Raw genomic sequence first — 20,137 nt, 5'->3', positions numbered from 1 at the left:
AATTTAACTATTTTGATATAGAAGAAAATATTTTACTTTTCTTCTAATGTTTGGATATCAAATTCTGTGAATAATTTATCCATATAATCTTCAACAAGCATTAATGAAACCCTTATAGTTGTAATTTGTTCTACAATTTTTAAAATTTTTTGAAATACTTCTTTTTGAATTTCAGAAAATTTTTCTTTTGTTATTGAAAAATTCATAGTTTCAAAATCTCTTTGTGTAATGCCTGTAAAACCACATAAACCATATTGTAGTTTTTCAAAAATTCTTCTAATTCCTAAACCTTCATAGTTATCACCATAGGATTCTAAATTAATCTTTAATTTAGTTAAAAAACCTTCTTTATCCATGATGATTGGTTTTTTGTTATTGTTTTTCATATTTTATTTCCTTTCATATTTTTGATTTTATTGTTTTAAAAAAGGTAAATTTTCTTGAGGTTTATTATCTAAAAAGATCACGTTTTGAAGAATAACTTTTGTCATTGTTCTTGTTTGTCCTTCGTGATTTTTATATTTTTGAATCGATAAACTTCCTTCCCCATATATTTTGGAACCTTTATGTAGATATTTACTCATGTTTTCTGCTAGTTTTCGAAAAGCGACACAAGGGATGAATTGGGTTATATCTTTAAGGTTAACCACTAATTGAAAATCAATTTTGAGGATTTGTTCGTTGTTACTGTTGATGTATTGTTTTTCTAGGTCATGAGTCAGACGACCAATTAATTGAACTTTATTTAACATTTTATTATTTCTCTTTTCTATATAATTTTTTTAATTTCTTAATAGCGATGTTTTTAATTATTGCGATTTGTCTAATCTTTAAATTTAATTGATGGGCGATTTTGGCGTTGGTATAACATCTTTGATAATCTTCGTTGATATTTACTAAAGGAATGCCAAAACTTAAACGGATAATCTGAAATTCGTTTTTACTTAACTTATTCTTCATTTTTTTTAAAAAGATTTCGTGCTTAATTTGTTTAAACCATAATTGATGAGGATTAGGATAATTGAGATGATAAGGTTGATATTTTTCTTCTCGAAAAGAAAGATTATTGGTTTTATTAGTTTTTTGGGGAATTGATGGAGAATGGCTTTTCCTAATTAGTTCTTTGATTTCTGATTTGATGGTGGGAGTGGCATAGGCGATGAAGTCATAACCTAAATCTTGGTAATTATTTAAAGCTTTGATTAATCCTAAAATTCCTTCTTGGTATAAATCTTCTCTTTGAAGTGCTTTAGGGAAATATTTAAATTGTTTAACTATTTTTTTTACTAATGGTAAATGCATTTCGATTAATTGATCGCGAATTGCTAAATTATTTTTATTTTTTAAAAAATCTTTAAATAATTTTTGTCTTAACATTTTATTCCTTCCTAAAAATATTTTTAGAAAAGATAAGAAATTATTTTTTTAGTCTTGAAAAGAAAAAAAGACTAACTATTAAGTTAGTCTTAAAGAATTTTTAAAAAGTAAAAAGTTGTCCAAAGTTTTGGAACACCTCACTTTGTCCAGGTGGGAATCCCAATCCCCTTCAATTTCTACAAGGTGTAATTTTGATCCTTGTTGTTCTTATGTTGGCTCTTCTTGTACTTGTGTTGTTGTTTGTGCTTGTCTTTCTTTTTTTCTCAAACTTATTTTATGCTTGTTTTATAATCATATCTTAATTTAAGATTTGATTGAGCTTTGGTAAAATGAGGGATAATAATAAATAAAGTAAATATTATAATAATTAAAAATAAAAGTGTTTTTTGTTATAAGTATTGGATAAAAACATTTTAGTTAATGCCTTTTTTTAGAAAATTGATAAATTTTTGGAAAAATATCTCCTTCTTTCTTTCTAAAATTGACGGTTTTTTAATTATTTAAGTTAATTATAAAGTATTCATTAGGTTTTTAGTTAGTTAAACCATCAAAAAAGATAAAGAGTTTAAGACATCAAAGACTATTAAATAATTAATAGTCTTTGAATTGATTATTTGATATTTATTTAAGTTAATGAAAGATTATAAAATAATGTTATTAAAGAGTAATTTATTCAATTTATACATGTTTGTTAATGGAAAGTGTTTGTTAGTATGTGTTAGTGTAATTTATTTTGGATTTAGCTGATTGAGCTTCTGTTAGTTTGTTATTTTCTGCAATTACATTACCATTTTCATCCACTACTTCATATTGCATAGTTAATTCAAAATCAGCAGTATCGGTGTTATTTTCAACTAAACCATCAAGAGTTAATAATTCTACTTCTAATTGAACTTCTGCTGAAACAAATTTGTTATCTTTGGTAAGAGCAAATTTGGAGTCTTTGGTATATACTTCAAAATCATTGTTATCTTGTGTTTTAACTTTTACTCCAACTCTAAATTTGTCAGTTTTGTCTACGTCGTTAACTTTGAATGTTGGTAAAAATACTTTTAAGAACCATTTTTTAGTAGTTTCTTTGTTTTCAAAACCTTTTACGGAGGTGAAACATAAAAATGGGATTTCAACAAAATTAATTTATTAAAAAAACTCAAATTAATTTAGTTATATTGTTGTAATTTGACAAAATAATAATTAAAGTAGCAAATAAATAAGAAAAAAGTAAAAAAAGCTCAAAATAGATTGACAAAACAGCTTTTTTAAGATAAAATAAACTTAGGTTTAAAATTAATTTTTGCACGCTTTGGCATGATTATTAATTTTTTAAGCTTGATTAAAGTGCTAATAATAATTTTTGGCAGTTATTAATTGGGTTTTGATTAACCTTTTATTTGTTAAAAGTTTTATTATTATTTATAATAAATGCTAAAAACAAAAAATTATAAAGAAAGGATTTGATAAAATGGCTGTTCCTTTTAGACGCACCGGAAAAACGGCAAAAAGAAAAAGACGTACTCATTATAAGTTAAGCAATCCTGCTTTAGTACTTTGCAAAGAAACTAATACTTTTACTTTGTCTCACAGAGTTACTAAAAATAGTGGTTATTACAAAGGAAAACTTATTTTGGAAAACAAACCTTCTAAATCTCAAAAAACAACTGACAATTAATTTATCATTATTAGACAAATTATTTTGTTTAAATAATTTTTTTCTTAGATGACGATATTGTTTTTTCTTATTTGATATTATTTTAATTTATAGTTTTAATATTATTTTGGATTTATTTATTTTTTGATAGTTACTATTTGATTTATTTTAAAAGAATTATTTTATTTTTAAGTGTATAAGATAAAAAAATAAATAAAATCAAGGAGAAACATAAATGTTATTAAAAAAATCATTATAACACTTTTTACTTACTGTTATTTTTGTATTTTTAAGTGTGTTTGGGTCTTATGTTGTTTTAGAAGCATCAAAAAAATATCAAGAAGCAGATAAGGCATTATTTTCTAAAACTTATAAAGATAATGAAACGAAATTTCAAAAGGAGAATAAATATGAAGATTATATGGCTAATATAGAAACTCTAAAAGATTATCGTGCCAAATTAGAAAAACATGAGAAAGATCAAAAAGCCTCCAAGACAAACAAGAAGTAACTAAAAAACAAGATTTCTTTTTTGTAGAGTTTTTCTTTGTATTGGCGTTAGTAGGATTTAATGGTTATTTCTGTTATTCTAAAGCTAAATCATTTAAATAATTATAAGTAAAAAATATGTCTGATATTAAACAAAACATATCTTCTTTATTAAAAACATAAATTTTTTATTATTAAGTGTATTTGGAATGATTGTTACTTTTTTGATATATACGTTTTTTGAAAATCTAAATACTCAAAAAGTTTTACAACAATATCTAGATTCATTACAATTTAATACAAATATACTATCAAATTATAATTTATTATTACAACTTACTAAAAAACAAATGTATACAAGTTATTTAAAAGTTGTTATATTAGTTATTATTTGGGTTTTAATTATAATATTTAATGGTTATATGTGTTTTGCCAAAATTAACCCTTTTAAACAGTTTTTTAAATTTGTTAAAAAAGTTATCAATAAATATAAATATAAAAATGAACCTTTTCATTAAATCATTTTATCTTTTAATATAAAGATATTTGAATTAACTTAATGAGGATATTTGAATTAACTTATTGTATTTTTTAACAAACAAAATCCAAAATAAATAAATCTTTTCACCATTTTACTTATTTGAAACAGCTTTTTTTATTTTAAAAAACATTATTAATTACTTTTTTAACTTTTGTAATTAAAATGACTTGCAATAAAATCTTTTTTAAGGTATAATAAAAAGGCTTGTTTTAAATATTTTTTCTTTTAATCCAAAAAACAAAACACCAATGTCAGTTGTCTAAGAAAAAAATTATTTAAGCAAAATATTTGTCTAATAGGCAATATTTTCAAACATTTCTAAAAAAGGAGAATATAAGTGAACAAAAAAGAAAAAGAAATTATCAAAATAATTCTAAGAGCCTACGACCATCATTTAATTGATCAAGCAGCTAAAAAAATTATTGATATTGTCACTAAAACAGGAGCAAATATTGAAGGTCCAATACCTCTTCCTACCAGAAAAGAAGTATTTACTGTTTTGCGTTCCCCTTTCGTTAACAAAGATTCAAGAGAACAATTTGAACGACGCACTCACAAACGTTTAATTCAAATTATCAATCCTAATAAAAAAACAATTGAATCTTTAATGCACATTAGTTTGCCACCTTCAATTGATATTTTGTTAAAAAAAACCAATAGCAAAAGCAAAATTTAGGCACTATTCATTTTAATATGAATAAATATTTACTTTTTTATAACCATTTCATTTAAACCATTTCATTTGGTTGAATCACAATCACAATTTCAATCAACTTTTGAAAATCACTTTAAAAAACTTTTTACAAACTTTAAACCAAAATTAAAAAAAGAAAGAGGAAGGACATGGCTCAAGGAATCTTAGGTAAAAAAATAGGAATGACTCAAGTTTTTAACGAACAAGGAGAATTAGTTCCAGTAACAATAGTAGATGTTACACCTAACGTTGTTTTACAACAAAAAAACGTTGACCAAGACGGCTATCAAGCTACTCAAATAGGTTTTTGCGACAAAAGAGAAAAAAACACTTCTAAACCTATGTTAGGAAATTTTAAAAAAGCAACTACTGCCCCTAAGCGCTTCATTAAAGAAATTAATTTTAGTTCGAATGTCAATTCAAACCTAGCTAATTTAGCAGTAGGCGCCCTAATCACAAACGATTTATTTCAAGTAGGTGCTTTAGTTGATGTAACAGGAACTTCCAAAGGTAAAGGTTTTGCTGGTTCTATTAAGAGACACAATCAAAGCAGAGGTCCTGAAAGTCATGGGTCTCGTTATCACCGTCGTCCAGGTTCAATGGGCCCTATTAAAGGTAAATTAAAAGGTAAAAAACTACCAGGACACATGGGACACGAAACTGTTACTATCCAAAATTTAGCTATTCTTTCGGTTGATACTGAAAAAAACTTATTCTTAATAAAAGGCAATGTCCCAGGACCTAATAAAGGTTTTGTAATTATCAAATCTGCTGTAAAAAAATTGACAAAGGAGCAAACGCATGCCAAAAATTAATATTCTTAATCAACAAGGCGACTTCGTTTCTGAAAAGGTTTTAGCAACTACTGTTTTTGACATCAAACCTAATCAACAAGTTTTATACGACGTTGTAAATGCTCAAAGAGCTGCAATGCGTCAAGGCACACATGCTACCAAAACTCGCGCTTTAGTTGCTGGTGGAGGTAAAAAACCATGGAGACAAAAAGGAACTGGTCGTGCTCGTCATGGCTCTATTCGTTCTCCTTTATGGCGTGGGGGTGGAGTTATTTTTGGACCGTCCCCAAGAGATTATTCTGTTAAAGTAAACCAAAAAGTACGTAGTCTGGCTCTAAAATCAGCTTTATCACTCCAAGCTAAAAATAATCAATTAGTAGTTGTAGACAACATTAATTTAGCAACTCATAAAACTAAAGATTTCCAACAAATGTTACAAAAATTAAACATCACTTCCAAATCCTTAATTGTAGTTACTCAAATGACAGAACAATTAGCTTTGGCTTCTCGCAATCTATCTTATATTACTTTAGAAACAGCTTCTCATGCAAGTGTTTATCAAATCCTTAATTGCAAACAATTAGTCCTAACTGCTGCTGCTGTTAACTATTTTGAAGAGGTTTTAAAATAATGAATAAATACTATGATTTAGTTAAAGCACCAATCATTACTGAATTAACTAATAAATTGATCGAAAGACAAAATAAATACACTTTTAAAGTTACCAAAACAGCTAATAAAGTAGAAATTAAAAAAGCTTTAGAAAGCATTTTTCAAGTAAAAGTTTTATCAGTTAACACTCGCAACGTTTTACCACAATTCAAAAGAAAAGGTAAATTCGAAGGCTACACTTCTGGTTATAAAAAAGCTATTTGTAAAGTAGCTCCGGGACAAAAAATCGAAATCCTTGCTAACGAATAAACTCAAACCCAACCAAAACAACGATTAACGATTAAAAAAATACAAGGCAGGTATAAATTATGGCAATTAAAAAATATAAGCCTACTACAAATGGATGTCGTAATATGAGTGTTTCTGCTTTTTCAGAAATCACCACTCAAACTCCTGAAAAAAGATTATTGGTATCTCATAAAGACCAAGCCGGACGCAACAACCAAGGTAAAATTACAGTAAGACATCGTGGCGGCGGCGTTAAAAGAAAATACCGTTTAATTGATTTTAAAAGAAACAAAGATAACATTGTTGGCAAAGTAGCTACCATTGAATACGATCCAAACCGCAGTGCTAACATCGCTTTAATTCACTATGTAGACGGCGAAAAAAGATACATTCTTGCTCCTAAAGGACTTACAGTAGGGATGCAAATTGTCTCTGGTAAAGAAGCAGATATTAAAGTTGCCAATTGCCTTCCTTTAATGAATATTCCAGTAGGAACCACCGTGCATAACATCGAATTAAAACCAGGTAAAGGCGGACAAATTGCTCGTAGTGCTGGTTCTTTTTGTCAAATTATTAGTAGAGAAGACAAATACGTGCTATTACGTCTTCAATCAGGCGAAGTTCGCAAAGTTCTTGGAACTTGTCGTGCTACTATTGGAGAGATCGGCAACGAATCTTATAAACTAATTAATTACGGTAAAGCAGGCAAAAAACGTTTCTTAGGAATAAGACCAACAGTAAGAGGTTCTGCGATGAACCCGAACGATCACCCTCATGGCGGTGGTGAAGGTAGAGCTCCTATTGGACGAAAATCACCAATGACACCTTGGGGCAAAAAAGCTCGTGGGGTCAAAACTCGTGACCGTAAAAAAGCATCTAATGCTTTAATTATTAGACGTCGTACAAAATAAGGAGTTGTTAATATGCCACGTTCAGTTAAAAAAGGACCTATTGTTGCTAACCATCTATTAGCAAAAATAGAAAAACAAAAAAACTTAAAAAACAAAAAAGTGATCCAAACTTGGTCACGAAGTTCTACAATCACACCTATTTTTGTAGGACACAAAATCGCTGTTTATAACGGACGCGAACACATTCCAGTCTACATTACAGAAAACATGGTAGGACATAAGTTAGGTGAATTTTCCCCTACACGTACTTACCGCGGACACAACAAAAAAGACAAAAAAATGCAAAAAAAATAAAATAATGGGAAGGAATAACTATGGAAACCAAAAACGCCAAAGCGATTGCTAGAAAAGTTTCAATCGCCCCTCGAAAAGCACGTTTAGTTGTTGATTTAATTCGAGGAAAAAATATTGCACAAGCCCAAGCCATTTTAACTTTTACCCCTAAAGTAGCTGCTCCCGTTATTTTAAAACTTTTAAACAGTGCTGTTTCCAATGCTGTTAATAATTTAAAATTAAACCGCGAACAACTTTATGTTAAAGAAGTTTTTGTCAACGAAGGTTTGCGTTTAAAACGTATGTTTCCAAGAGCTAAAGGTTCTGGTGATATGATTAAAAAAAGAACCAGCCACATTACTTTAGTAATAACTTCTAACACAAACTTGCAAACATCAAAGGAGGAAGAACAAAGTGGGTCAAAAAACTAATCCTAACGGCTTAAGATTAGGCATTATTAGAACTTGGGAATCTCAATGGTGTGTTAATGATAAAGAAATTCCTAATTTAATTAAAGAAGATTTTTTAATTCGTAAACTAATCAATAATTTTACTAAAAAAAGTGCTATCAGTCAAATTGACATTGAACGCCTAAAAGAAAAAAATAAAAACCGTATCACTATTTCTGTCCACACCGCTAAACCAGGCGTTATTATTGGAAAAGATGGCGATACACGCAACAAATTAGTTGCCAAACTCAAAGAACTTACCCAAAAAGACGTTAATCTTAACGTGTTAGAAGTTAAAAACTCTGATAAAATCGCTTTATTAATTGCTCAAAATATGGCTGAACAACTAGAAAATCGTATGTTTTTCCGCCGTGTTCAAAAAATGGCAATCCAAAAAGCCCTAAAAGCTGGTGCCAAAGGAGTAAAAACTTTAATTTCTGGTCGTTTGGGTGGTGCTGAAATAGCTCGTAGCGAAGGACATGCCGAAGGCAGAGTTCCTCTACACACTCTAAGAGCAGACATCGATTACGCTGCTGTTGAAGCTCACACTACTTATGGAGTTTTAGGAATTAAAGTATGGATTTTCCACGGTGAAGTTTTACCAGGACAAACCATTCTAGACACTAGAAAACCGTTTGCTTCCCAATCTTCTAACACTCCTAACAGACGCCCTCGCAATTTCAAAGGAGGCAACAATAATCATGTTAATGCCAAAAAGAACTAAATATCGTCGTCCTCACCGCGTTAGTTTTGAAGGAAAATCCAAAGGTAAAAACGTTATTGCCAACGGAAACCACGCTTTGGTTGCCAAAGAAGGTGCTTTTATCACTAACAAACAAATTGAAGCCGCTCGTATTGCAATGACACGTTACATGAAAAGAACAGGAAAAGTTTGGATCAACATTTTCCCACATCTATCCTTAACTAAAAAACCTTTAGAAGTAAGAATGGGTTCTGGTAAAGGTTCTCCTGAAGAATGGGTAGCTGTGGTAAAAACAGGTAAAGTTTTGTTCGAAGTTAAAGACACCACTAATTCTTCCAAAGTAGAAATGGAAGCTTTAAGACTTGCGTCTCACAAACTACCGATTAAAACTAAAATCGTTAAAAAAGGTGCTGAAGTATGAAAACTCAAGAAATTTTAAAATTAAATCCAGAAGAATTAGAAAACAAAGTAGACAAGTTAAAACAAGAACTGTTTGATTTGCGTTTTCAATTAGCTTTAGGCAAACTCACTAACACTGCCAAAATCAAAAAGCTTAAAAAAACCATTGCTCGCATCAAAACAATCCTAAACCAAAAAAGCAATCAACAAACAGCCACTACTCCAACTTTTGTCACTTCCACTGCCAAACCTGTTTTAGCAAATCAAAGCCCAACCCCACAACCAACTACCCCTGATTTAGATGACACTGTAGAAACTATCAAGGAGGAACAACAATAATGCAACGCAATTTTAGAAAAACTTTCGTAGGTAAAGTAGTTTCAGATAAAATGGATAAAACCATTACTGTTATTGTTGATATTTACAAAAAAGACCCTTTATATGGCAAAAGAGTGAAACAATCGAAAAAATTCCACGTCCATGATGAAAATCAAGAGGCCAAACCAGGCGATTTAGTTAATTTTATGGAAACAAGACCTCTTTCTAAAACTAAAAGATTTCGATTATTCAAAATTCTTTTCCATGCAAAGAGCGCAAAGTAAGGAGATTTTGAGATGATTCAACGAGAAAGTCGTTTAGTTGTAGTTGACAACAGCGGCGCTAAAGAAGTTTTAGTTATTGGTATTTTAGGAGGCACTCGTCGTAGTCATGTAAATATCGGAGATATTGTATTAGTAACTGTTAAATCAGGTTCTGGTACAGTTAAAAAACATGACGTTCTAAAAGCTGTCATTGTACGCACCAAAAAAGGTCTAAGACGTAAAAATGGCTCTTACATTAAATTTGACGACAATGCTGTAGTACTTTTAAAAGAAGATTTAAATATTATTGGCACCCGTATTTTTGGTCCAGTAGTTAGAGAATTGAGTGATAAGAAATTTTCCAAAATAGTTTCTTTAGCCCAATTAGTTTTGTAAGGAGACAACTCAATGCGTATTAAAGTAGGAGAAACAGTAGCTATTTTAGCTGGCAAAGATCGTTTTGTAACAGACGAATCAGGTAAAAAAATGACTAAAACAGGCAAAGTATTAAAAGTTTTTACCAAAACTCAAAAAATTATTGTTGAAGGTGTCAACATCAAAACCAAACACCAACCCCCTTCCCAAAACGAAGAAAAGGGCACCATCGTTAAACAAGAAGCTCCCATTCATGTTTCTAATGTAGCTTTAGTTTGCCCCCAAACACAAACTCCCACTAAAGTAGGAATTCGCATACAATCAGGTAAAAAATTTCGTTATGCTAAAAAATCAAATCAAACATTAGACGAAAAAAATTAAGGAGGCTTTGCATCAATGTCAATGAAAAAAGAAAATACTCTAGACTATTCCAAAATCACTGCCACCTTAATGAAAACTTTTAATTATAAATCCGTTATGCAAGTCCCAAAAGTAGAAAAAGTTGTCATCAATATGGGCGTAGGCGATGCTATTTTTAATGTTAAAGTTTTGGATGATGTAGTAGAAGAATTAAAATTATTAAGCGGACAAATCCCTGTTATCACTAAAGCCAAAAAAGCTATTTCTAATTTCAAATTACGTGAAGGCATGCCAATTGGAACTAAAGTGACTTTAAGAGGAGCCCGCAAAGAGGCGTTTTTATACAAACTAACTCGTTTAGTTTTCCCCCGCGTAAGAGATTTTAGAGGCATTTCTGGTAAATCTTTTGACGGCAGAGGTAATTACGCTCTAGGATTAAAAGAACAAATCGTTTTTCCAGAAATTAATATCGACAAAGTTAAAAAAATTCGTGGCATGGATATCATCATTGTAACTACTGCCAAAAATAACACTCAAGCCAAAAAGCTTTTAGAGCTTTATGGTATGCCGTTTAAAAATTAAAGGAACTATTACTTATGGCTAAAAAATCCAAAATCGTAAAAGATCAAAAACAAAGAGAGCTAGTTTTAAAATATGCCAAACTACGCTTAGAACTTAAAAAAAAAGCTGACTATGCTGGATTGTCTCAAATTCCTGCCAAAGCATCACCTGTACGTTTAAAAAACAGAGATTCTATTGATGGAAGACCACGCGGATACATTCGTAAATTCGGCATTTCCCGCATTAATTTTAGGCAGTTAGCTCATCAAGGTAAATTACCTGGAGTCAGAAAAACCAGTTGGTAAAGGTAAAAAGGAGGCTCAAACATGGTTATGACAGACCCTATTGCAGATATGCTGACACGCATTCGTAATGCCAATCAAATGTCACATTTAAAAGTGTTAGTACCTGCTTCTAAGTTAAAATTAGAAATTTTAGCAGTTTTAAAAAAAGAAGGTTTTATTAAAGATTTTTATCTACCTCAGTCATCTCGCGAAATAATTATTAGTTTGAAATATGCTCCCAACAAAGAAAGAGTTATTAAAGGCTTAAAAAGAGTTTCCAAACCAGGACTTAGAGTTTATGCATCAGCAGAACAAATTCCTAAAGTGCTCAACGGTTTAGGAGTCGCTTTGGTTTCTACTTCTAAAGGAATTCTAACAGACGCTCAAGCTCGCCTTTCTCAAGTTGGTGGCGAAGTTTTAGCTTATATTTGGTAATTAATTGCCAAATCAAAAGTAGTTAAAGGAGATAAAGGAGAAAATTATGTCACGCGTAGGAAACAAAGCAATTGAAGTCCCTAATGCGGTTAAAGTTGATATCAAAGATAGAAATTTTATCTCAGTTGAAGGCCCTAAAGGAAAATTAGAATATCAATTCAATCACAAATTAACAATCACTAATGAAAACAAAGTCATCACAGTAAAACGCCCTAATGATGAAATTTTTATGAAAAAAATTCACGGCACCACTAGAGCCTTACTTTCCAATATGGTAGAAGGCGTAAGCAAAGGCTTTCAAAAAACCTTAAAAATTGTAGGGTTAGCTTATCGTGCTCAAATTAAAGATAAACAACTAATTTTATCTTTGGGTTTTTCTCATCCTGTAAGCGTTGCCATTCCTGATAATCTAGAAGTGGTAGTTAACCAAAACACAGAAATTGTTATCAAAGGAATTGACAAACAACTTGTCGGCGAATTTGCTGCCAAAAACGTAAAACTACGTAAACCAGAACCTTACAAAGGTAAAGGAATCCGCTACGTAGGACAATACGTTAGACAAAAAGCTGGGAAAAGTGCTAAAAAAACAAGAAAGGACTAAAAATAAGTTATGATAACCAAACAATCCTCTAACGTGCTTCGTAAAAAACGTCATCTTCGCCTTAGAAAAATTGTTTCAGGCACATCACAAAGACCACGTTTAAATGTTTTTAGATCTAATAAATTTCTTTATGTGCAAATAATTGATGACACCCAACAAACAACTCTATGCAGCGCTAATAGCAAAGAAGCCAATGTTTTGGGATCCAACATCAAAGCCGCTGAAGCAGTAGGCGCTCTTATCGCTAAAAAAGCCTTAGCCCAAGGCATTAAAAATGTTGTTTTTGATAGATCAGGGTATTTGTATCACGGCAAAATCAAAGCCTTAGCTGATGCTTGTCGTAAATCAGGCTTACAGTTTTAAAGGAGAAAAGCAAAATGAAAGCAATAAAGAAAGAATTTAACAAAAAAGCCCCTCTTTTAGAAGAAAAAGTTGTTAAAATTAATCGTATTACTAAAGTAGTTAAAGGCGGTGCTCGTTTTCGTTTTTCTGCTTTGGTAGTTGTTGGCGATAAAAAAGGGCAAATTGGTTTCGCCACCGCTAAAGCTAAAGAAATTGTAGAAGCTATTAAAAAAGCTTTAGAAAAAGCCAAAAAACAATTAGTTCGCATTCCTATTACAGAAACTACTATTCCTCATGATACTATTGGACGTTTTGGAGCGTCTAAGTTTTTTTTAAAACCAGCTTCCAAAGGAACTGGAATTGTTGCTGGAGGAAAAGCTGCTAGAACTATTTTAGAATTAGTAGGCATTAATGATGTTCGTACTAAAACTTTTGGTTCACGCACCTCTATTAACGTAATAAGAGCAGTAATGGATGGATTACAAAGTTTACGCACTAAAGAAGAAGTAGCTAAATTAAGAGGCATCACTTTAGCGAAAAAAGAACAATGAAATTAAAAATTGTTCTAACCAAAAGCCTTATTGCTTGTCGTGTTAATCAAATTAGAACCGCTCACTGTCTAGGTTTGAAAAAAATTAACAATCAAGTTATTAAAGATGACACTCCAGCCATCCATGGAATGATTAAAACCATCAGTCATCTTGTTGTAGTTGAAAAAGTTTCTGATACAAAGGAGCAAAAATAATGTTACACACACTAAAACCGGTCACTAATGCTCGTAAATCCACTAAACGTTTAGGACGTGGACCTGGTAGTGGCACTGGTAAAACTTCTGGTAAAGGACACAAAGGACAATTAGCACGTTCAGGAAAAACTTTGCGTCCCGGCTTTGAAGGCGGACAAATCCCTTTTTTTCAAAGAATTCCTAAAAGAGGATTTCACAACTTTGCCCAAAAAAGATACGCCCTTCTTAACCTTAAAACTCTAGAAACCTTTCCTCAAGATACCGTTGTTACTCCTCAATTATTGTTAGAAAAAAAAATAATTAAAGACCAATTATGTGGTATTAAAGTTTTGGCGCAAGGAACTCTCACTAAAAAATTAGTCGTAAAAGCTTCAAAATTCTCCAAACAAGCTCAAGCAGCCATTTTAGCAGTTGGTGGAAATATAGAGGTAATTTAAAGATGAAACGTCAATTAAAATTAGTTTTAGGTAATCGTAAATTAATGTTTCAAATCTTTTTTACCTTATTTATTATTTCTATTGTTTGTTTAGGAACTTCTTGGCCTCTTCCTTTTATTAATACTAAATCCCTTGATTTGTCCAAACTTTTTGGGTTTTTTTCCATAAATGCTGGTACTCTTTTTGGATTGGGAATCACTCCTTACATCACTGCTTCCATTGTAGTGCAATTTTTGCAAAAACTTCTTCCTATTTGTCGCGAATGGAAAGACCAAGGACAAATGGGCAAACGCAAACTTAATCTTTTAACACGTAGTCTTGCCTTATTGTTTGCTTTTGGGCAATCTTTTGCTTTTTTGAACAGTTATTCAAAACTTTTTTTCATATCAATAAGTACAAGCCAACTGTTTTTGTTAGCTTTAATTGCTACTGCAGGAGTTGCTATTTTAATTTGGTTTGCTGACCTTATCAATTCCAAAGGTATTGGAAATGGGACTTCTATTTTAATTGTTGTTTCGATGAGCCACAGCCTAATTAATCTATTTGTAAATCTGAACGAATCATATTTATCTCAAAACAATTTTTTAACTTTGAAAACTTTTAATTTTGCATGTATTGTTCTTTTACTTCTCTTATTTTTAATTTTTACTGTAGTTGTGCAAATAACATCTTTAAAAATACCTATCAATTATGCGCGCAATCAAGTGCAAGGAAAAAGCTACATTCCATTAAAAATTAATAGTGCAGGAGTTATGCCAGTTATTTTGGCATCTGCTTTATTGCAACCTTTCCAGATGTTAGCAGGAGTTATTGGGAATACAAAATTTACAGAAGTAGTAGATTTTTTTGCCAAAACTAACTTTCCTGAAAACCAAATTAACTTTTTTGCCATAGGCTTTTTAGTCTTGTTAGTAATTGTTTTTTCTTTCTTTTCTGCTTTTATGAATGTCAATCCTGAAGATATTTCAGAACATTTATCCAAACAAGATGCCTATATTGCAGGTTTAAGACCAGGTGAACAAACTACTCGTTATTTAGCTAATACCTTATTTAAAATCACTGTTTTAGGAACTGTTTTTATTGCTGCTCTTGTTGTAACACCTATTCTTGTGGAACATTTTTTAGGTTTGAAAGATATGAAATTAGGAGGAACCAGTTTGCTTATTATTGTTAGTGTAGCCCTTGAAACTATCCAACGCATCGAAGCTACTGCCAACAAAAAAGAATATCAAAAATTATTTTAATTAAGCAAACAAGACAATATGATACTAATATTATTAGGACCGCCCGGAATTGGTAAAGGGACTCAAGCTTCTGTTTTATCAGATATTTTAAAAATTAACCACATTGCAACAGGCGATATTTTTCGTAAAAATTTTAAAGAAAATACTGAATTAGGCATTTTAAGTAAAAAATTTATTGCTCAAGGACTTTTAGTTCCTGACGACATTACTAACCAAATGATAGCTGATTACTTGTCTAAGGACATCGCTACTAAAGATTTTTTATTAGACGGTTTTCCCCGCAATGTTTTGCAAGCTCGTTTTTTGGATGATTTTTTCAAAAACTCTCATTTATTTTTAACTAAAGTCATCTATTTTAACGCTGGCACCCAAGATTTAATGAAAAGAATTGTAGGACGCAGAATTTGTCCCGAATGTGGTAAGGTTTATCACATCGAAAACATTCCTCCCAAAATTCCAGGTATTTGTGACAAAGACCAAAAAACCTTAATTCAAAGAGAAGATGACAAACCAGAAACCTTCCTTAAACGCCTCAAAGTGTTTAATCAAGAAACATTGCCATTAGTGCAATATTATCGCGAACAAAATCAACTTTTTGAAGTAGATGGTATGCAAAACATCGATCAAGTTACTAAAATGATTTTAGAAGTTTTAGAAATAGACCGCAAATGATTTCCATCAAAACTCCTCATGAAATTGCTATCATGAAACAAGCAGGAAAAATCATTAACGAAGCCCACAGATTGCTTGCTTCCTTTGTTATTCCAGGAATGTCAACTTTTGATCTAGATTTATTAGCTAAGAATTTTTATCAAAAAAAAGGTGCTATTTCTGCTTTTAAAGGTTACAACGGATTTCCCAAACATATTTGTGCCTCAGTTAATGAAGTGGTAGTTCACGGCATTCCTTCCAAAAAAACCATCCTTAAACAAGGTGATATCATTACCTTAGATTTAGGAATTAACTATCAAGGTTATTATGTTGATTGTGCTTATTCTTATGCTGTAGGAACTGTTTGCCAAACTACTCAAAACTTGCTTGCACTTACTCAAAAAGCCTTATTTCAAGGTCTTTTGCAAATTAAACCCCAAAATCATTTTTCTGACATTTCTCATGCCATTGAACTTTTTGCCAAAAACAATAATTTAGGCATCGTAGAAGAATTTACCGGACATGGTATTGGTACATCTTTGCACGAAGAACCCTATATTCCTAATTTTGGCAAATCCCACGAAGGCGCAATCCTACAACCAGGAATGACTTTTTGTGTAGAACCCATGTTTACTTTAGGAAATCCCGAAATTGCTATTTTGCAAGATAATTGGACTGTAGTTACCACAGACAAAAGTCTAAGTGCTCATTTTGAACACACAGTTTTAGTAACTCCTACAGGATACGAAATACTTGCATAATATGTTTTTCATTTTACCAAATTACATCACAACCACCCCCAAACCCAGAAATCAAAATTAAAGGAATCACTTTGAATGTCAAAAAACAATTTAAACGAAACTGAATCCAAAATTGAAATCGAAGCTAAAGTTGTTGAATTATTATCAAATGATAAATTTAAAGTAGAGCTTCCAAATAAAAAAACGATTATCGCTTATGTTTCTGGTAAAATACGTATCAACAACATACGCATTTTACCTGGTGATAAAGTAAGAATTGAATTATCACCATACGACCCTACACGAGCACGAATCACTTATCGTTTTAAGTAAGGAGAAAAGATTATGAAAGTTAGAGCTTCAGTTAAAAAACGCAGTGAAGATGATATCATTGTTTGTCGTAAAGGACGCATTTATGTTATCAATAAAAAAAATCGTAGACACAATCAAAGACAAGGATAAAAGGAGATATTTATGGCGCGAATTGCAGGAATAGATATTCCAAGCGACAAAAGAGTAGTAATTGCACTAACTTATATTTATGGTTTAGGCAATAAATTATCTCATAAAATTTTAAACGAGTTAAACATTGACCAAAATATTAGAGTTAAAAATTTAACCGAACAGCAATTATCAGCTTTACGTAGTGAAATTACTAAATACAACGTAGAAGGCGACCTAAGACGTGAAGTTACTTTAAATATTAAACGTTTAATGGAAATTGGAGCTTACAGAGGGCTACGCCACCGTAAAGGATTGCCTGTAAGAGGACAAAAAACCAGAAACAATGCTCACACTGTTAAAGGTAAACCTAAAGCAATTGCTGGTAAGAAAAAATAATAAAATTAACTAAATAATAAAAATAATAAAGGAGAAAGGCATTGGCAAGAAAAAAAACTACAAAACGCAAAGTTAAAAAAAATGTTCCTTTAGGAATTGCACATATTCATACCACTTTTAACAACACTATCGTTACTATCACTGATCTTAACGGTAATGCTGTTACTTGGAGTAGTGCAGGTGCTTTGGGTTTTAAAGGAAGTCGTAAATCAACTCCCTTTGCAGCACAATTAGCCGCTGAAGCAGTTGCCAAAGCAGCGATGGAACACGGAATGGTTAAAGTAGAAACTTTCATTACAGGACCAGGTCCCGGAAGAGAAGCAGCTATCCGTTCTTTGCAAGCATCAGGATTAGAAATTACTGCTATTAAAGATGTTACTGCAGTACCACATAATGGTTGTCGACCGCCAAAACCTCCTAGAGGATAATAATCTTGTTCGACATTTCAAGGAGTAATTATGAAAAATATTAAATTTATTAAACCTTTTTTTGTTGAAGAAATTGATGAAAATCCCATTTCTGGGAAATTCACCATTAAACCTTTAGAAAGAGGATACGGCATTACTGTAGGAAACGCTCTAAGAAGAGTTTTGTTATCTTCTTTGCCTGGTACTGCTATTGTAAATGTTAAAATTCAAGGAGTAGAACAAGAATTTACCACTATTCCTGGCGTTTATGAAGATGTCATGACAATTATTTTAAATTTAAAAAAAATTGTTTTTGCCGTAGACGACGAATCAGATGATTTTGAAGAAAAACTAGAACTAATTGCCAAAGGACCACAACGCCTAACCGCTTCTTCTTTCGAATTGCCTGCAGGAGTTAAAATCATCAACCCCGATCATTACATTACCACCCTTTCTGATGATGTTTGCTTTCATATGACAGTTACCATTAAAAAAGGCATTGGTTATGTTGGCGCCAAAGACAACAAAGTTCACGGCGAAAATCAAGTAGGCGTTATTGCAATTGATTCTTTATTTACTCCTGTTGTCAATGTTTCTTATCAAGTAGAAAAAAAATTAGGCAACAAAGACGAATTAACTATTGAAATTACCACTAACGGCGCTCTTTTAGCTAAAGAAGCTTTAGCAACTGCAGCTAGCATTTTAGTAGATCATTTTAATGTTTTAGTAGAATTAAGCCAAAAACCTGCTCATGTAGAATTTGTTTCTGAATCTAAAAAAGAAACTCACAATTACGTACTAGATTTAGAAATTGAACAACTAGATTTATCTGTAAGGCTTTTTAACAGTCTTAAAAGAGCAGGGATTGACACAGTTGCTGCTTTAGTAAAATTAAGTGAAAAAGAAGTTGTCAAACTTAAAAGCTTAGGACGAAAATCTTTCCAAGAATTAAAAGATAAATTTTTAGAATACGGTTTAGAATTCAATGATTATCTTAAAGAAGTTTTGCATCACAGCGTTGAAGAAGACAAAGACAAAAATTAAAACTAAAAAACACATTAGAAAATAGAAAGGACAGATAAATTTTATGCCTTTTAGCAAATTAGGACGCAATAAATCTCAAAGAAGAGCTTTGTTAAGAACTTTAATGACTGATTTAATTGTGCAAGAAAAAATTATGATAACTGAATCCAAAGCTAAAGAATTACAAAAATTAGCTGATAAAATGGTTACTTTATCTAAAAAAAATACTTTGCATACTAGACGCCAAGCCAAAAGACATCTTTTTGATGAAAAAATCAACGATGACACTACAGTTTTGCAAAAACTATTTAAAGATATCTCCTCTAAATATCTTGATCGTCAAGGTGGGTATACTAGAGTTATTAAAACTGTTCCTCGTCGTGGTGATGGTGCTCCAATGGCAATTATTGCTTTTGTTTAATAACAATTAACCAAGCATTTTTAGGTTCTTGCTCAAAAAACTTAAATTATCAAAACCTTCTTATCTTAAGGATTAAGGAGGTTTTTTTAATATTAACCCCTTTTTTCTTCACTCCTTATTTCCCATTTTAAATTCTTAATAAATATTTTGTAGTTACACAAGGAGGCATTTTTGCAACACTTTTTTTATAAATTAATTTTAAGCTATGATGGCACTTGTTATTATGGATATCAAAAACAACCTCAAAAAATAACCGTACAACAAACTTTTGAAAAAGCTTTAAAAAAAATGACCCATCAAAACATCCCTAATTTTGCAGCTAGTAGAACCGATAAAGGAGTCCATTCCCAAGGGCAAACCCTCCATTTCCAAACCACTTTTTTTCTAAAACCCACACATTTCCAAAAAACTCTTAATTATTTTTTGCCTCCTGATATTAGAGTTAGACAAATGAACTTTGCCACTCCTAATTTTCATGCTCGTTATTCAGCGAAATCAAAAATTTATCAATATGTTTTTTCCAAAAAACCTATCAACGCTTTTAACCATCATTTTCAAATTTTTGCTGACAAACTTGATTTTGATAAAATCACCAAAGCCCTAAAATTTATTGAAGGCACCCATAATTTTTTTGCTTTTACTAGTGAGACCCAACCTAAAAATTTTTCTAAAACCATTTTTCAAGCCTTTCTCAAAGAAACTTCACACAAATATATTTTAGTTTTTCATGGAAACGGTTTTTTAAAATATATGATTCGTTTTTTGGTAGGAAGTTTAATTGAAATTGGTAAAAATAAACTTTCTTTGGAACAATTTCAAGCGATGTTATTAGGCAACACAACTAAAAAAGCCACCCTTTTGGCTCCTGCTAAAGCCTTAGTTTTAAAAAAAATTTTTTATTGATTTTGTGAC

Annotated in this window: 36 protein-coding genes; 33 read left to right on the top strand and 3 right to left on the bottom strand. The window is 31.2% G+C overall.

From position 1 onward, the window contains the following. Positions 1–32: 32 nt before the first annotated feature. From KE631_RS00295 to KE631_RS00285, 3 genes are read right to left on the bottom strand one after another with little or no spacing between them, the layout of a single operon-like run. Positions 33–386 carry a hypothetical protein gene (locus tag KE631_RS00295; RefSeq protein WP_212508901.1) on the bottom strand — a complete coding sequence of 118 codons (354 nt, stop codon included), beginning with the start codon at positions 384–386 and terminating at the stop codon, positions 33–35. A gap of 27 nt (positions 387–413) precedes the next feature. Further along, positions 414–752: a single-stranded DNA-binding protein gene (locus KE631_RS00290; RefSeq protein ID WP_212508900.1), complete on the bottom strand. Its 339-nt coding sequence runs from the start codon at positions 750–752 to the stop codon at positions 414–416. A gap of 4 nt (positions 753–756) precedes the next feature. After that, positions 757–1,377 carry a sigma-70 family RNA polymerase sigma factor gene (locus KE631_RS00285; RefSeq protein WP_212508899.1) on the bottom strand — a complete coding sequence of 207 codons (621 nt, stop codon included), beginning with the start codon at positions 1,375–1,377 and terminating at the stop codon, positions 757–759. A 1,462-nt stretch (positions 1,378–2,839) separates the two neighbouring features. Between KE631_RS00285 and rpmF the strand changes: the two genes are divergently transcribed. The 33 genes from rpmF (at position 2,840) to truA (ending at position 20,128) form a co-directional block, all read left to right on the top strand. Then, positions 2,840–3,046: a 50S ribosomal protein L32 gene (gene rpmF, locus KE631_RS00280; protein ID WP_212508898.1), complete on the top strand. Its 207-nt coding sequence runs from the start codon at positions 2,840–2,842 to the stop codon at positions 3,044–3,046. Between the two features lie 274 nt (positions 3,047–3,320). Then, complete coding sequence (locus tag KE631_RS00275) at positions 3,321–3,536, top strand: hypothetical protein (RefSeq protein WP_212508897.1); 216 nt, start codon at positions 3,321–3,323, stop codon at positions 3,534–3,536. 856 nt (positions 3,537–4,392) lie between these two features. Next, positions 4,393–4,731 carry a 30S ribosomal protein S10 gene (gene rpsJ / locus KE631_RS00270; protein WP_212508896.1) on the top strand — a complete coding sequence of 113 codons (339 nt, stop codon included), beginning with the start codon at positions 4,393–4,395 and terminating at the stop codon, positions 4,729–4,731. 167 nt (positions 4,732–4,898) lie between these two features. Further along, entirely contained in the window at positions 4,899–5,564 is a 666-nt protein-coding gene (gene rplC, locus KE631_RS00265; RefSeq protein WP_212508895.1) for a 50S ribosomal protein L3, read from the top strand. Then, positions 5,551–6,174 (top strand): 50S ribosomal protein L4, encoded by a 624-nt coding sequence (gene rplD / locus KE631_RS00260; protein ID WP_212508894.1) that lies wholly within the window; start codon positions 5,551–5,553, stop codon positions 6,172–6,174. The genes rplC and rplD overlap by 14 nt, the downstream gene beginning before the upstream one ends. After that, on the top strand, positions 6,174–6,464 hold the full coding sequence (rplW, locus tag KE631_RS00255; protein WP_212508893.1) for a 50S ribosomal protein L23: 291 nt from the start codon (positions 6,174–6,176) through the stop codon (positions 6,462–6,464). The genes rplD and rplW overlap by 1 nt, the downstream gene beginning before the upstream one ends. A gap of 59 nt (positions 6,465–6,523) precedes the next feature. Beyond that, positions 6,524–7,354 (top strand): 50S ribosomal protein L2, encoded by an 831-nt coding sequence (gene rplB / locus KE631_RS00250; RefSeq protein WP_069028295.1) that lies wholly within the window; start codon positions 6,524–6,526, stop codon positions 7,352–7,354. Between the two features lie 12 nt (positions 7,355–7,366). Further along, positions 7,367–7,648 (top strand): 30S ribosomal protein S19, encoded by a 282-nt coding sequence (gene rpsS / locus KE631_RS00245; protein ID WP_212508892.1) that lies wholly within the window; start codon positions 7,367–7,369, stop codon positions 7,646–7,648. A 20-nt stretch (positions 7,649–7,668) separates the two neighbouring features. Further along, a complete protein-coding gene (gene rplV / locus KE631_RS00240) occupies positions 7,669–8,058 on the top strand; it encodes a 50S ribosomal protein L22 (RefSeq protein ID WP_212508891.1) in 390 nt (129 codons plus the stop codon). Continuing rightward, the gene (rpsC, locus tag KE631_RS00235; protein WP_011160581.1) at positions 8,042–8,800 is read left to right on the top strand and encodes a 30S ribosomal protein S3; all 759 of its coding nucleotides are present in this window, start codon (positions 8,042–8,044) and stop codon (positions 8,798–8,800) included. Before rplV ends, rpsC begins: the two co-directional genes overlap by 17 nt. Next, positions 8,778–9,200, top strand: a complete 423-nt coding sequence (gene rplP / locus KE631_RS00230; protein WP_011160582.1) for a 50S ribosomal protein L16 — start codon at positions 8,778–8,780, stop codon at positions 9,198–9,200. Before rpsC ends, rplP begins: the two co-directional genes overlap by 23 nt. Beyond that, positions 9,197–9,517: a 50S ribosomal protein L29 gene (gene rpmC / locus KE631_RS02675; protein ID WP_212508890.1), complete on the top strand. Its 321-nt coding sequence runs from the start codon at positions 9,197–9,199 to the stop codon at positions 9,515–9,517. The genes rplP and rpmC overlap by 4 nt, the downstream gene beginning before the upstream one ends. Beyond that, complete coding sequence (rpsQ, locus tag KE631_RS00220; protein ID WP_249291038.1) at positions 9,517–9,780, top strand: 30S ribosomal protein S17; 264 nt, start codon at positions 9,517–9,519, stop codon at positions 9,778–9,780. Before rpmC ends, rpsQ begins: the two co-directional genes overlap by 1 nt. 12 nt (positions 9,781–9,792) lie before the next feature. Beyond that, a complete protein-coding gene (gene rplN, locus KE631_RS00215; RefSeq protein WP_011160585.1) occupies positions 9,793–10,155 on the top strand; it encodes a 50S ribosomal protein L14 in 363 nt (120 codons plus the stop codon). A gap of 12 nt (positions 10,156–10,167) precedes the next feature. After that, a complete protein-coding gene (gene rplX / locus KE631_RS00210; RefSeq protein ID WP_212508889.1) occupies positions 10,168–10,515 on the top strand; it encodes a 50S ribosomal protein L24 in 348 nt (115 codons plus the stop codon). Positions 10,516–10,536: 21 nt separating this feature from the next. Next, positions 10,537–11,076 carry a 50S ribosomal protein L5 gene (gene rplE, locus KE631_RS00205; protein ID WP_212508952.1) on the top strand — a complete coding sequence of 180 codons (540 nt, stop codon included), beginning with the start codon at positions 10,537–10,539 and terminating at the stop codon, positions 11,074–11,076. Positions 11,077–11,090: 14 nt separating this feature from the next. Then, on the top strand, positions 11,091–11,360 hold the full coding sequence (gene rpsN / locus KE631_RS00200) for a 30S ribosomal protein S14 (RefSeq protein ID WP_011160588.1): 270 nt from the start codon (positions 11,091–11,093) through the stop codon (positions 11,358–11,360). 21 nt (positions 11,361–11,381) lie between these two features. Further along, positions 11,382–11,774 (top strand): 30S ribosomal protein S8, encoded by a 393-nt coding sequence (gene rpsH / locus KE631_RS00195; RefSeq protein ID WP_011160589.1) that lies wholly within the window; start codon positions 11,382–11,384, stop codon positions 11,772–11,774. Between the two features lie 46 nt (positions 11,775–11,820). Continuing rightward, complete coding sequence (gene rplF / locus KE631_RS00190; RefSeq protein WP_212508888.1) at positions 11,821–12,375, top strand: 50S ribosomal protein L6; 555 nt, start codon at positions 11,821–11,823, stop codon at positions 12,373–12,375. 9 nt (positions 12,376–12,384) lie between these two features. Next, positions 12,385–12,738: a 50S ribosomal protein L18 gene (gene rplR / locus KE631_RS00185; protein ID WP_042068032.1), complete on the top strand. Its 354-nt coding sequence runs from the start codon at positions 12,385–12,387 to the stop codon at positions 12,736–12,738. Between the two features lie 14 nt (positions 12,739–12,752). Then, positions 12,753–13,268 carry a 30S ribosomal protein S5 gene (gene rpsE / locus KE631_RS00180; RefSeq protein ID WP_212508887.1) on the top strand — a complete coding sequence of 172 codons (516 nt, stop codon included), beginning with the start codon at positions 12,753–12,755 and terminating at the stop codon, positions 13,266–13,268. After that, positions 13,265–13,462 carry a 50S ribosomal protein L30 gene (gene rpmD, locus KE631_RS00175; protein WP_212508886.1) on the top strand — a complete coding sequence of 66 codons (198 nt, stop codon included), beginning with the start codon at positions 13,265–13,267 and terminating at the stop codon, positions 13,460–13,462. The genes rpsE and rpmD overlap by 4 nt, the downstream gene beginning before the upstream one ends. After that, positions 13,462–13,899 carry a 50S ribosomal protein L15 gene (gene rplO, locus KE631_RS00170; protein WP_069028283.1) on the top strand — a complete coding sequence of 146 codons (438 nt, stop codon included), beginning with the start codon at positions 13,462–13,464 and terminating at the stop codon, positions 13,897–13,899. Before rpmD ends, rplO begins: the two co-directional genes overlap by 1 nt. 2 nt (positions 13,900–13,901) lie before the next feature. Then, positions 13,902–15,143, top strand: a complete 1,242-nt coding sequence (gene secY / locus KE631_RS00165) for a preprotein translocase subunit SecY (protein WP_212508885.1) — start codon at positions 13,902–13,904, stop codon at positions 15,141–15,143. 18 nt (positions 15,144–15,161) lie between these two features. Further along, a complete protein-coding gene (locus KE631_RS00160) occupies positions 15,162–15,815 on the top strand; it encodes an adenylate kinase (RefSeq protein ID WP_212508884.1) in 654 nt (217 codons plus the stop codon). Beyond that, positions 15,812–16,555: a type I methionyl aminopeptidase gene (gene map / locus KE631_RS00155; RefSeq protein WP_212508883.1), complete on the top strand. Its 744-nt coding sequence runs from the start codon at positions 15,812–15,814 to the stop codon at positions 16,553–16,555. Before KE631_RS00160 ends, map begins: the two co-directional genes overlap by 4 nt. A 75-nt stretch (positions 16,556–16,630) precedes the next feature. Further along, the gene (gene infA / locus KE631_RS00150; protein ID WP_011160598.1) at positions 16,631–16,867 is read left to right on the top strand and encodes a translation initiation factor IF-1; all 237 of its coding nucleotides are present in this window, start codon (positions 16,631–16,633) and stop codon (positions 16,865–16,867) included. A gap of 12 nt (positions 16,868–16,879) precedes the next feature. Then, positions 16,880–16,996, top strand: coding sequence for a 50S ribosomal protein L36 (gene rpmJ / locus KE631_RS00145; RefSeq protein WP_212508882.1), 117 nt, complete (start codon positions 16,880–16,882; stop codon positions 16,994–16,996). Between the two features lie 12 nt (positions 16,997–17,008). Continuing rightward, on the top strand, positions 17,009–17,374 hold the full coding sequence (gene rpsM, locus KE631_RS00140; RefSeq protein ID WP_011160600.1) for a 30S ribosomal protein S13: 366 nt from the start codon (positions 17,009–17,011) through the stop codon (positions 17,372–17,374). A gap of 41 nt (positions 17,375–17,415) precedes the next feature. Continuing rightward, complete coding sequence (gene rpsK / locus KE631_RS00135; RefSeq protein ID WP_212508881.1) at positions 17,416–17,802, top strand: 30S ribosomal protein S11; 387 nt, start codon at positions 17,416–17,418, stop codon at positions 17,800–17,802. 30 nt (positions 17,803–17,832) lie between these two features. Next, positions 17,833–18,825 (top strand): DNA-directed RNA polymerase subunit alpha, encoded by a 993-nt coding sequence (locus KE631_RS00130; protein WP_212508880.1) that lies wholly within the window; start codon positions 17,833–17,835, stop codon positions 18,823–18,825. A gap of 43 nt (positions 18,826–18,868) precedes the next feature. Beyond that, positions 18,869–19,225 (top strand): 50S ribosomal protein L17, encoded by a 357-nt coding sequence (rplQ, locus tag KE631_RS00125; RefSeq protein WP_011160603.1) that lies wholly within the window; start codon positions 18,869–18,871, stop codon positions 19,223–19,225. Between the two features lie 171 nt (positions 19,226–19,396). Beyond that, positions 19,397–20,128: a tRNA pseudouridine(38-40) synthase TruA gene (gene truA, locus KE631_RS00120; RefSeq protein ID WP_212508879.1), complete on the top strand. Its 732-nt coding sequence runs from the start codon at positions 19,397–19,399 to the stop codon at positions 20,126–20,128. Positions 20,129–20,137: the final 9 nt, after the last annotated feature.

The organism is 'Santalum album' aster yellows phytoplasma (genome assembly GCF_018283495.1).
GTDB classification, from domain to species: Bacteria; Bacillota_I; Bacilli_A; order Acholeplasmatales; family Acholeplasmataceae; genus Phytoplasma; species Phytoplasma asteris.
The sequence above is the reverse complement of the archived record's forward strand: the minus strand, read 5'-3'. Positions and strand labels throughout refer to the sequence as shown.

What these genes read in the sequence shown, in the direction of transcription:
- rpmC (WP_212508890.1), top strand. Translation starts at nt 9,197, where the DNA reads ATGAAAACTCAAGAAATTTTAAAATTAAATCCAGAAGAATTAGAAAAC.
- rplB (WP_069028295.1), top strand. Translation starts at nt 6,524, where the DNA reads ATGGCAATTAAAAAATATAAGCCTACTACAAATGGATGTCGTAATATG.
- rpsQ (WP_249291038.1), top strand. Translation starts at nt 9,517, where the DNA reads ATGCAACGCAATTTTAGAAAAACTTTCGTAGGTAAAGTAGTTTCAGAT.
- rplD (WP_212508894.1), top strand. Translation starts at nt 5,551, where the DNA reads ATGCCAAAAATTAATATTCTTAATCAACAAGGCGACTTCGTTTCTGAA.
- KE631_RS00160 (WP_212508884.1), top strand. Translation starts at nt 15,162, where the DNA reads ATGATACTAATATTATTAGGACCGCCCGGAATTGGTAAAGGGACTCAA.
- KE631_RS00285 (WP_212508899.1), bottom strand. Translation starts at nt 1,377, where the DNA reads ATGTTAAGACAAAAATTATTTAAAGATTTTTTAAAAAATAAAAATAAT.
- rpsN (WP_011160588.1), top strand. Translation starts at nt 11,091, where the DNA reads ATGGCTAAAAAATCCAAAATCGTAAAAGATCAAAAACAAAGAGAGCTA.
- rpmD (WP_212508886.1), top strand. Translation starts at nt 13,265, where the DNA reads ATGAAATTAAAAATTGTTCTAACCAAAAGCCTTATTGCTTGTCGTGTT.
- rplE (WP_212508952.1), top strand. Translation starts at nt 10,537, where the DNA reads ATGAAAAAAGAAAATACTCTAGACTATTCCAAAATCACTGCCACCTTA.
- rpsH (WP_011160589.1), top strand. Translation starts at nt 11,382, where the DNA reads ATGGTTATGACAGACCCTATTGCAGATATGCTGACACGCATTCGTAAT.
- rplX (WP_212508889.1), top strand. Translation starts at nt 10,168, where the DNA reads ATGCGTATTAAAGTAGGAGAAACAGTAGCTATTTTAGCTGGCAAAGAT.
- rplW (WP_212508893.1), top strand. Translation starts at nt 6,174, where the DNA reads ATGAATAAATACTATGATTTAGTTAAAGCACCAATCATTACTGAATTA.
- rpsE (WP_212508887.1), top strand. Translation starts at nt 12,753, where the DNA reads ATGAAAGCAATAAAGAAAGAATTTAACAAAAAAGCCCCTCTTTTAGAA.
- rpmF (WP_212508898.1), top strand. Translation starts at nt 2,840, where the DNA reads ATGGCTGTTCCTTTTAGACGCACCGGAAAAACGGCAAAAAGAAAAAGA.
- KE631_RS00295 (WP_212508901.1), bottom strand. Translation starts at nt 386, where the DNA reads ATGAAAAACAATAACAAAAAACCAATCATCATGGATAAAGAAGGTTTT.
- rpsS (WP_212508892.1), top strand. Translation starts at nt 7,367, where the DNA reads ATGCCACGTTCAGTTAAAAAAGGACCTATTGTTGCTAACCATCTATTA.
- KE631_RS00130 (WP_212508880.1), top strand. Translation starts at nt 17,833, where the DNA reads ATGAAAAATATTAAATTTATTAAACCTTTTTTTGTTGAAGAAATTGAT.
- rplO (WP_069028283.1), top strand. Translation starts at nt 13,462, where the DNA reads ATGTTACACACACTAAAACCGGTCACTAATGCTCGTAAATCCACTAAA.
- rplQ (WP_011160603.1), top strand. Translation starts at nt 18,869, where the DNA reads ATGCCTTTTAGCAAATTAGGACGCAATAAATCTCAAAGAAGAGCTTTG.
- rplF (WP_212508888.1), top strand. Translation starts at nt 11,821, where the DNA reads ATGTCACGCGTAGGAAACAAAGCAATTGAAGTCCCTAATGCGGTTAAA.
- infA (WP_011160598.1), top strand. Translation starts at nt 16,631, where the DNA reads ATGTCAAAAAACAATTTAAACGAAACTGAATCCAAAATTGAAATCGAA.
- rplR (WP_042068032.1), top strand. Translation starts at nt 12,385, where the DNA reads ATGATAACCAAACAATCCTCTAACGTGCTTCGTAAAAAACGTCATCTT.
- KE631_RS00290 (WP_212508900.1), bottom strand. Translation starts at nt 752, where the DNA reads ATGTTAAATAAAGTTCAATTAATTGGTCGTCTGACTCATGACCTAGAA.
- rplC (WP_212508895.1), top strand. Translation starts at nt 4,899, where the DNA reads ATGGCTCAAGGAATCTTAGGTAAAAAAATAGGAATGACTCAAGTTTTT.
- secY (WP_212508885.1), top strand. Translation starts at nt 13,902, where the DNA reads ATGAAACGTCAATTAAAATTAGTTTTAGGTAATCGTAAATTAATGTTT.
- rpsM (WP_011160600.1), top strand. Translation starts at nt 17,009, where the DNA reads ATGGCGCGAATTGCAGGAATAGATATTCCAAGCGACAAAAGAGTAGTA.
- map (WP_212508883.1), top strand. Translation starts at nt 15,812, where the DNA reads ATGATTTCCATCAAAACTCCTCATGAAATTGCTATCATGAAACAAGCA.
- rplN (WP_011160585.1), top strand. Translation starts at nt 9,793, where the DNA reads ATGATTCAACGAGAAAGTCGTTTAGTTGTAGTTGACAACAGCGGCGCT.
- rplV (WP_212508891.1), top strand. Translation starts at nt 7,669, where the DNA reads ATGGAAACCAAAAACGCCAAAGCGATTGCTAGAAAAGTTTCAATCGCC.
- rplP (WP_011160582.1), top strand. Translation starts at nt 8,778, where the DNA reads ATGTTAATGCCAAAAAGAACTAAATATCGTCGTCCTCACCGCGTTAGT.
- rpmJ (WP_212508882.1), top strand. Translation starts at nt 16,880, where the DNA reads ATGAAAGTTAGAGCTTCAGTTAAAAAACGCAGTGAAGATGATATCATT.